Annotated in this window: 7 protein-coding genes; 5 read left to right on the top strand and 2 right to left on the bottom strand. The window is 60.5% G+C overall.

All coding sequences use genetic code 11. The annotated features are described in order from the left end of the window. Positions 1-401: 401 nt before the first annotated feature. The 4 genes from K8U03_08400 to lysA all read left to right on the top strand — a co-directional run bounded on the left by K8U03_08400 (position 402) and on the right by lysA (position 4247). Positions 402-788, top strand: coding sequence for an acyl carrier protein (locus tag K8U03_08400; protein MCE9604906.1), 387 nt, complete (start codon positions 402-404; stop codon positions 786-788). A gap of 135 nt (positions 789-923) precedes the next feature. Then, entirely contained in the window at positions 924-1463 is a 540-nt protein-coding gene (locus K8U03_08395) for a beta-hydroxyacyl-ACP dehydratase (protein MCE9604905.1), read from the top strand. A 115-nt stretch (positions 1464-1578) separates the two neighbouring features. Further along, positions 1579-2865, top strand: coding sequence for a beta-ketoacyl-ACP synthase II (gene fabF / locus K8U03_08390; protein MCE9604904.1), 1287 nt, complete (start codon positions 1579-1581; stop codon positions 2863-2865). A 50-nt stretch (positions 2866-2915) separates the two neighbouring features. Beyond that, entirely contained in the window at positions 2916-4247 is a 1332-nt protein-coding gene (gene lysA / locus K8U03_08385; GenBank protein ID MCE9604903.1) for a diaminopimelate decarboxylase, read from the top strand. A 99-nt stretch (positions 4248-4346) separates the two neighbouring features. Here the strand turns inward: lysA and K8U03_08380 are convergent, their stop codons facing one another. Next, positions 4347-4823, bottom strand: coding sequence for a hypothetical protein (locus K8U03_08380; GenBank protein MCE9604902.1), 477 nt, complete (start codon positions 4821-4823; stop codon positions 4347-4349). Positions 4824-4949: 126 nt separating this feature from the next. Next, positions 4950-5909, bottom strand: coding sequence for a Gfo/Idh/MocA family oxidoreductase (locus K8U03_08375; GenBank protein MCE9604901.1), 960 nt, complete (start codon positions 5907-5909; stop codon positions 4950-4952). Positions 5910-5980: 71 nt separating this feature from the next. Between K8U03_08375 and K8U03_08370 the strand changes: the two genes are divergently transcribed. Next, positions 5981-6916 (top strand): aminotransferase class IV, encoded by a 936-nt coding sequence (locus tag K8U03_08370; GenBank protein MCE9604900.1) that lies wholly within the window; start codon positions 5981-5983, stop codon positions 6914-6916. Positions 6917-6990 lie beyond the last annotated feature (74 nt).

Genomic DNA, 6990 nt, shown 5'->3' with positions numbered 1-6990 from the left:
TCGCGACGGTTTGATGGTTCGCCGTTCGTGGCTAATGAATGATTGAGCTTGGTTTGTGATGCGAAGTTTATGTTTGAGTTTTTCGTCCGCCTGATGCTGGGTAATCGAAGAGCAGCGTTTCGAAGTCGTGAGCGTGCCGTTGGGTAGACGGCAAGCTCGGGTAAACGACTTCGCGACTTGCTTTGCGAAGCATCGGTCGGGTTATTGTTTTGGGAACGCCGTCGGTCGCTGCGACCGCGGTCGGAGCACGCGCTTCTAAAGTCGTCGCTCACGAAATGCTCGGTGCCCGCGCTTGCGGGTTCGCCATCGTTTCGTGCGGTGGCGCATCTTTTCATGGAAGCGCCGAATTCGACGCGCGTTTTTCGCCTGCGCTCGCGGTATCAGCTTTTTGGGAGAATCGTATGCCGTCGCAGAATGAGGTGTTTGAGAAAGTCCAAAGCGTGTTGTGTGACGCGCTGGGGGTCGATGAAGACGAAGTTGCGCCCGAGGCCACGCTGGTCGGCGATCTCGGTGCCGAATCGATCGACTTTCTCGATATCGTGTTTCGCCTCGAAAAATCGTTCGACATCAAGATCAGCCGCGGCGAACTCTTCCCGGAAGACGTGCTGACCAGCACCGAATACGTCTCGAACGGCAAGGTCACGGCCGGGGGCATCGCGGAACTTCGCAAGCGCATGCCGTTCTTGAACCTCGACAAGTTCGCCGCCAATCCGAGCGTCAAGGATTTCGGCACGCTGCTGACCGTCCAAGACCTGGTTCGCTTCGTCGAAACGAAGCTCCCCAAGTAGTAATGACTAATGTCTAAATCCTAATGACTAAATAAGCACGAATGACGAAGCGTCGATCTCGCATTCGTCATTCGTGCTTCGGTCATTCCTTAGTCATTAGACATTAGTTCTTAGTCATTCAGCCCGGAGGGCGCCATGCGCTGGATTTGGATCGATCGTTTTTTGGAGTTCGAAAGCGGCAAGCGAGCCGTGGCGATTAAAAACGTCTCGCTCGCCGAAGAGCATTTGCACGACCATTTCCCCGGCCGACCGGTGATGCCGAATTCCCTCATCACCGAAGGAATCGCGCAGACCGGCGGGCTCTTGGTCGGCGAGTACCATGCCTTCGAGAAGAAGGTCGTGCTCGCGAAGCTCCCGAAAGCGATCTTCCATTTCCCGGTCGTGCCGGGCGATCAATTGCGCTACGAAGCGATCGTCGACTACATCAAAGACGACGGCGCCATGGTCACGGCGACGGCGAAAGTCGGCGACCGCGTACAAGCCGAATTCGAAGTCGTCTTCGCGCACTTGGCCGACGACGAACGCTCGAAGTCGCTCTTCGAGCCGAAGAACTTCGTCTTCACGTTAAAGCTGTTGGGCGTGTTCGACGTCGGTCGCAAAGCCGACGGCAGCCGCCTCACCGAGCCGCCGGGCCTCGCGAAGCTCGAACAAGAATTGAAAGGCGCGGGTTCCTAACGCGCCCGACAGTCAGAAGCTAGAAACCAGAAACAGAAGCTAGAAACCAGAAACTCATTGCGGCCGTCGTTCGCAGCGGATCACACGCGCGAGCCGTGCCGAGGAGCTTGTTATGATGCGTCGTCGAGTCGTCGTCACCGGAATCGGTTGTATCACGCCCGTCGGCAACGACGTCGAAACGATGTGGCAAGCGCTGCTCCGAGGCGACTCGGGCATCGGCCGAACCACGATCTTCGACGCCTCGAACTTTCCGACCAAGATCTCGGCCGAAGTGAAAAACTTCGATCTCCGCTCGGTCGGCGAAGATCCCGAAAACTGGAAGCACCAAGCTCGTCACACGCGGTTCGCCGTCGGCGCGGCGAAGCAAGCGGTGCGCGATGCGGGCATCGAAGACACGCGGATCGATCCGACCCGCTTCGGCGTTTATCTCGGCTCCGGCGAAGGTCCGCAAGATTTCGATCGCTTCACGAAGATGATGCTCGCGGCGATGGGGGACGACGGTTCGTTCGACGTGGCGAAGTTCACGAAGACCGGCCTGGAAGTCTTGCATCCGATCGCCGAACTCGAACAAGAACCGAACATGCCCGCCGGCCACATGGCGGCGCTGTTCAATGCCCAAGGGCCGAACGTCAATTGCCTCACCGCCTGCGCCGCGAGTAGCCAAGCGGTCGGCGAAGCGGTCGAAATGATTCGTCGCGGCGATGCCGACGTCATGCTCTCCGGCGGCACGCATAGCATGATCCATCCGTTCGGCGTCACCGGCTTCAACTTGCTCACCGCCCTCAGCACGCACAACGACGATCCGAAGGGCGCCTCACGCCCGTTCGATATGGAACGCGACGGCTTCGTGCTCGGCGAAGGATCCGGCATGCTCATTCTCGAAGAGCTCGAGCACGCGAAGGCTCGCGGTGCGCGAATCCACGGCGATCTCGTCGGCTACGGCTCGACCGCCGATGCCTTCCGCATTACCGATACGCATCCGGAAGGGCGCGGGGCGATCAGTTGCATTAAGATGGCGCTCCGCGATGCGGGAAAGAATCTCGATGAGATCGACTACGTCAACGCCCACGGCACGAGTACCGAGGTAAACGACAAAGTCGAGACCCTCGCCGTGAAGCAAACCTTCGGCGAACGGGCCTACAAGATGCCCGTCTCCAGCACGAAGAGTATGATGGGGCATCTGATCGCCGCGGCCGGGGCCACGGAGCTGATCGTCTGCCTCATGGCGATTCGCGACAAGGTTTTGCCGCCGACGATGAACTATGAGAACCCGGACCCGAATTGCGATCTCGATTACATCGCCAATGCCGCACGCCAAGCGAAGTGCGAATCGGCATTGTCGAACAGCTTCGGCTTTGGCGGCCAAAACATCACGCTGATCGCCTCGGCCTATAAGGGCTAAGCAGACCCGTTCACGCACCACTTGCATCGTAGAGACGTTTGATGTCGACCATGACGAGCGACCGTTTTCCTTCGACCCGAACTCAACTTGCCGGAGTCTCGCTCCGCGAGATCGCACGGAAGTTCGGCACGCCGACGTATGTTTACGACGAAGCTTCGATCGTCGAAAAGATTCAGGATCTGAAAGCGTTCGATGTCGTGCGCTTCGCACAAAAGGCCTGCTCGAACATCGCGATTCTCGACGTCGTGCGCCGCAACGGCGTGCTCGTCGATGCCGTCAGTGCCGGGGAAATTCATCGCGCGATCAAGGCCGGCTTCGAGCCGCATGCGAAGGCCGATGGAGGCGCGTCGCATCCGATCGTCTACACGGCCGACATTTTCGATCGCGAGTCGCTCGACGCGGTCGTGAAGTACGACATTCATGTGAATTGCGGTTCGCCCGACATGCTGGAGCAGTACGGCAAGCGCAAGCCCGGCGGCGATGTCACACTCCGGATCAATCCGGGCTTCGGCCACGGGCACAGCCAGAAGACGAACACCGGCGGCGAGCAGTCGAAGCACGGCATCTGGCATGAGCAACTCGACGAATGTTTGCGCATCGCCGATCGTAACGGGCTCACCGTAACCGGCCTGCATTTGCACATCGGCTCGGGCACCGACCTCGAGCACCTGTCGCAAGTTTGCGGAGCGATGGAGAAGCTGGCCGCGGAAGTCGGCCGAACGTTGACGACGATCAGCGCCGGCGGCGGCTTGCCGACGATCTACAAGCCCGGCGACACGTACGTCGACGTCGCGCACTATTTCGAGCTCTGGGATGCTTCGCGGAAGCGACTGGAAGCGAAATTCGGCCACAAGCTGACGTTGGAAATCGAGCCGGGTCGCTACTTGGTCGCCGAAAGCGGATCGCTGCTGACGGAAATTCGGGCGATCAAGCAGATGGGTAAGAACACGTTCTACCTGCTCGATGCCGGCTTCAACAATCTTGCGCGACCGATCCTCTACGGCTCGCACCATCCGATGTCGATCGTGCCGGGCCCGTTGGACGATGCGAGTGCGGCGGCGAGCGATGATTCCGCCGTTGCAGCTTCGGGAACGGCACGACCGGCGGCCGAGGTCGTCGTCGGCGGACCGCTCTGCGAGTCGGGCGATATCTTTACGCAAGAAGAAGGGGGCTACGTGCGGTCCCGAAGTCTGCCGACGGCGCAAGTCGGTGAGTTGCTGTTGATCGAGTGTGCCGGGGCATATGGCTTCGCAATGGGCTCGAACTACAACAGCAAGCCGCTCGCAGCCGAGGTGCTGCTACGCAACGGCGCAGCCCACCTAATCCGCGCGCGACAGACGCCGGATGATTTGATCCGAGGCGAAGCGATTCCGCCGGCATAACGCTCTTGTTTTATGAGAGTTCGCTAAGCGTTCCTTCAATAGCCGAGGGTGAATACCCTCGGCAGCACCGTAGCGCAGCTCTTGCCCCCAATCCTCGCGCTACGTGTTCCGTAGCGTATATCTCACGTTGCCATGCTGCGGCAAATACTTCCGCATCAGGTGCTCGAAGTGCTGCCGGTCGCGCACTCGCTTCCGGCTTTTACCGCGTGAGAACCAAGGCCCCTCACGATTGTTTGCCAGGCTCATTGCGCGACCTTGTCGCTGCTTGATGCGCATGGCGACTTCATCGGCGCGCTCCTCGCTTTTCCAGCTGACGAGCACATGCACGTGTGATGCCACGACGACCGCCTCGTAAAGTCGCCACTGCGACTGCTCGCAGAACGCAGCGGTTTCGTCGATCATGGCCCAACCGAACTGCGCATCGAACTTAATTTCGTCTGCTTGAGCGCGCTCGCGATATCGGTCTGCGAGATATTCGTTCGCCGGCAAGATTCCTTTTTCGCGCCGTACGAAGCCTCGCCGCCGATCCGGCATCCACGAGCAATAAGCGTGGAACGTGAATAGATAGACGGGCATCGAAGTGCGCCGCGCGTGGGGGCCGAGGGTATCCACCCTCGGCTATTGAAGGAGGCAACTGTGATTGGAATCATAGTGTGCGCGATCATGCCTGTTCAATAGCCGGGGGTGAATACCCCCGGCAACTCAGCGTCGCGCCGTATCGCGCACTGCTTGCACGACGCGCATGTTCGCGAGTCCGTCTTCCGCCGGCGCTTCGATTCGTTTCGCCGCGACGGAGCGCGCGAAGCAGTCGAACATTTCCGCGTACTGATCGGCCGCGGGAATACTAAGCGTTTCGGTGCCCGCGTCGGTTCGATAGACGAGCGTCGAGGTTTCCTCGGGGAGCACGCCGCCGGGGAACTCGAGAGAGCCCTGGGTGCCGACGAGTTCCAAGCGGTTTCGGTTCGGGCACTCGAAGCTCGCGTCGAGCAGCGCGATTACGTCGCCGGGGAAATGCAATTGCATCCCGAGCGACATATCGACGCCCGGCTTGAGGTATCGCGCTCGGGCATGGATCTCGCTCGGCTCGGCGCCGGTGAAGAGCCGACTGATGTTGATGCCGTAGCAGCCGAGATCGAACAGCGCCCCGCCGCCGCGAGCCGCGTCGAGCCGCCAGTCGGCATGGTCGATGACGAACGAGAAGTCCATCTTCACGTAACTGAGCGCGCCGAGTTTCCCTTCGGCCAAAAGTTTCCGTGCCAGAGCGACGCGCGGATGATGCCGCCACATGAAGGCCTCCATCAGCACGACGCCGGCCGCACGACAACCATGTACGATTCCCTCGGCGTCGGCGATGTCCAACGCCAACGGCTTCTCGCAGAGAACATGCTTCCCCGCCGCCGCGGCGCGTAGAGCCCAGGGGCGATGCAACTCGTTCGGCAGCGGGATATAGACGGCGTCGACGTCGGGATCGGCGATCAAGGCTTCGTAGTTGCCGTAGTGCCGTGGTACGCCGAACTCCGCGGCCCATTGAGCGGCGACGTTGCCGTCGCGCCCGGCGATCGCGTGCCACGAAGCGAGTTGCGACTTGGCAAGTGCGCCGGCGATGGCGCGGCGCACGATGCGAGCGCAGCCTAAGATTCCGATGCGAAGCGGTTGCGTCATGGTGTGAATGATTCTAGGTGTCGATGCGGTTTACGGGTTACGAGAGCCGGAGCGTCGAGCATAATAGCAGAATGCAAACAGCTAAGGCATTCTTGAACGGCCGGTTCCTTCCCGCCGATGAGTTGAAGATCGCGGCGTACGACGCCGGCTTCATGCTCGGGGCGACGGTGAGCGAGCAACTGCGCACGTTCGGCGGCAAGCTCTATCGGGTCGACGAACATCTCGCGCGCTTGAGGCGCGGCTTGGAGATCGCCGGGATCGAACCTGATTGCACGCTCGAAGAACTGGCCGAGTGGGCCGAGGAGCTCGCAGCCGCGAATCACGAGATGCTCGACCCGGCCGACGACCTCGGCCTATCGATGTTCATCACGCCTGGCCCTTATGCGACGTCGGCACCGGCCGATGTGCCGCGCCAGCCGACGATCGGCATGAGCACTTATCCGTTGCCGTTTCAGCTGTGGGCGGAGAAGTATGAGCAGGGGGAACGACTCGCTACGAGCATCGTTCGACAAGTCCCGCCTGAATCATGGCCGAGCGAATTGAAGTGTCGCAGCCGGATGCACTACTACTTGGCCGATCAAGACGTGCGTCGCGCCGTGCCCGGCGCTCGGGCGTTGTTGCTCGATCGCAACGGGTATGTGAACGAAACGCCGACGGCGAACATTGTCGGCGTGATGGGATCGGACGCGGCGACTTCGTTCTGGTCGCCGCCGAAGATCACGACGCTTCCCGGCATCAGCCAAGCCGTGGCGGAAGAGTTGGCTCATCGAAAACTCGGCGTCATCCAGTTCGGCGAAGGGGAATACTCCCCCGACGAATTCGGAAGCAGCATGCGTGAAATCTTGATCACCAGCACGCCGTTTTGCTTGCTGCCGGTCGTAAAGCTCGACGACGCCGCGATCGGCGACGGCCGGCCGGGCCCGACGTATAAGAAGTTGCTGGCCGCTTGGAGTGAAGAAGTTGGTGTAGATATTGCCGCGCAAGCGAGACGGTTCGTGGTTCGCTAGCGAGAGAGGGGGAGGTAGTAAGTAGAGAGGAGAAGGACCGAAGTTCGCCGCTTCTCACCTTTCCACTTTCTCCT

The organism is Planctomycetia bacterium (assembly GCA_021413845.1).
Classification (GTDB): Bacteria; Planctomycetota; Planctomycetia; order Pirellulales; family PNKZ01; genus PNKZ01.
This window is presented reverse-complemented; position numbering and strand designations above follow the sequence as displayed.